The sequence below is a fragment of the Bifidobacterium sp. POST2/T3 (B1) genome (assembly GCF_058197115.1).
The window spans coordinates 1-2,168 of record NZ_JBVPQK010000434.1 but is presented as its reverse complement, the minus strand read 5'-3'; the positions used below and the strand labels follow the sequence as shown (position 1 = coordinate 2,168).

2 protein-coding genes are annotated in these 2,168 nt (G+C 61.3%); both read left to right on the top strand.

From position 1 onward, the window contains the following. Window positions 1-959 (top strand): deoxyguanosinetriphosphate triphosphohydrolase (locus tag AC0AP0_RS12505; RefSeq protein ID WP_490430723.1); only part of this gene is annotated, 959 nt, incomplete at its 5' end. A 57-nt stretch (window positions 960-1,016) separates the two neighbouring features. Then, window positions 1,017-2,168: DNA primase (dnaG, locus tag AC0AP0_RS12500; RefSeq protein ID WP_490430722.1), on the top strand; the 1,152-nt coding region annotated here is incomplete at its 3' end.

Genomic DNA, 2,168 nt, shown 5'->3' with positions numbered 1-2,168 from the left:
CCTTCGGCCACAACGGCGAACGTGCCCTGTCCTCGCTGGCCTCAGACATAGGGGGATTCGAGGGCAATGCGCAGACCCTTCGACTGCTGACCAGGCTGGAGCCCAAGGTTTTCCACCCGGACGGACGTTCGGCAGGGGTCAACCTGACCAGGGCCGCCTTGGATGCTGCGGTTAAATATCCATGGACCCTGGCCGAGGCATCGGCTCATCCCAAGGGGGAGAGGACTGCCAAGTTCTGCGTTTATCCCGACGACCAGGAAGTCTTCCGATGGCTCAAGCAGGGAGCACCGCAGGCCAGCACGCCTATGGAGTGCCAGGTTATGGACCTGGCTGATGACATCGCCTACAGCGTTCACGACGTGGAGGATGCCATCGTGGTCGGCTCCTTCGCGCCTGAGCGGCTGGCTGAGCCCAGGATCATCGATGGCGTGGTCCGAGCCGCCCGATCCTGGTATGGCGACCGCTGGGATGCTGACCAGCTGGTCCGAGCCTTGGAGACCGTCCGTGGCATGTTGCCGACGGGCTTTGATGGTTCACGCCGGGCCTTGGCTACTTTGAAGAACACCACCAGTTACCTGATCGGCCGCTTTGCCGACTCCGTGGAGGCGGCTACCCGAAGCCGCCACGGCCAAGGCCCGTTGACTAGGTACTCGGCTGGGCTGGTCATTCCTCCTCGGACCTCCTATGAGATTGTGGCCTTGAAGGGGATTGCCGTCTACTTCGTCATGGCTCCCCGTGAGAAGGAGCCCTTCCATGCAGAGCAGCTGAAAATCGTGACCGACTTGGTTGAGGTGATGATGGCCGATTCGCCAGCCCCCTCTGATGCCTTGGAGGATGTCTTCCTGGAGGATTGGCGCCAAGCGGGTTCAGACGGGGAGCGCCTGCGGGTGGCTATCGACCAGGTGGCCTCCCTGACAGACGGCTCGGCGTTGGCCCTGCATTCCTTGGTCTGCCCGTAGCCCTGCGGCGTTTATGCCGGGCGCAACACATCGGCCTGGCCCGGTAGGCTGGGTGTCATGTCCGGAATGATCAAGAAGGAAGACATCGAGAAGGTCAGAGCCAAGGCCGATTTATATGAGATCGTCTCTGAAAGCGTGACTCTGAAGCCTTCAGGTTCCGGCACTTACATGGGTCTGTGCCCTTTCCACGACGAGAAGTCTCCCTCCTTTTCGGTGCGTCCCTCCATGGGGGTCTGGCACTGTTTTGGCTGTGGACTGGGTGGCGATGTCTTTACCTACGTGGAGCAGGAGGAGAACGTCGAGTTCGGCGATGCCGTCGAAATCCTGGCAGACAAGTACCAGATCGAGCTGCATTACGAAAACTCCCGTCAGGACAAGCGTCGCGGGTCCAAACGTTCCCGCTTGCTGGAGGCCAACGAGGAGGCCCAGCGTTTCTTCGTCTCGCAGATCATGAGCAAGGAGGCGCTGGCGGCGCGCAAGCTCTTGGCGGGTAGGACCTTCTCCCAGGCAGACAGCGCCCATTTTGGCTGCGGATACGCACCTCGCGGATGGGACAACCTGGTTCGTCACCTGTCCACCAAGGGTTTCACCCAGCAGGAAATGCTGGATGCGGGGCTGGCCAGGCAAGGGCAGCGGGGGGTCTACGACTACTTTCGGGGCAGGGTCACCTGGCCCATCAGGGATTCCACTGGCCGTACCCTGGGCTTCGGCGCTCGCAAGCTCTACGAGGACGATGGCATCAACGCCAAGTACATCAATACGCCGGACACCCAGCTCTACCGCAAGAACCAGGTGCTCTACGGCATCGACCTGGCCAAGGATGCCATCGTCAAAAAGCGGCAGGTGGTCATCGTGGAGGGCTATACCGATGTCATGGCCTGCCATCTTGCCGGTGTCGATACGGCTGTAGCCACCTGTGGCACTGCCTTCGGTGAGGACCATGCCAAGATCGTCCGTCGGCTCATCTCCGACGACGCCTTAGGGGCTATCCAGCTGGTGGGGCCGGTCCAAGGCTCACGAGTGGTCTTTACTTTCGACGGTGATGCCGCCGGCCAGAAGGCCGCCCTGCATGCTTTCGGCCTTGACGGGAGCTTTTTGACGCAGACCTTCGTGGCGGTGGCCCGGGAGAATTTGGATCCCTGTGATCTGCGCATCCAGTATGGTGATGAGGCTGTGCGTTCTCTGGTCGAGCATGCCCGGCCGCTGTAC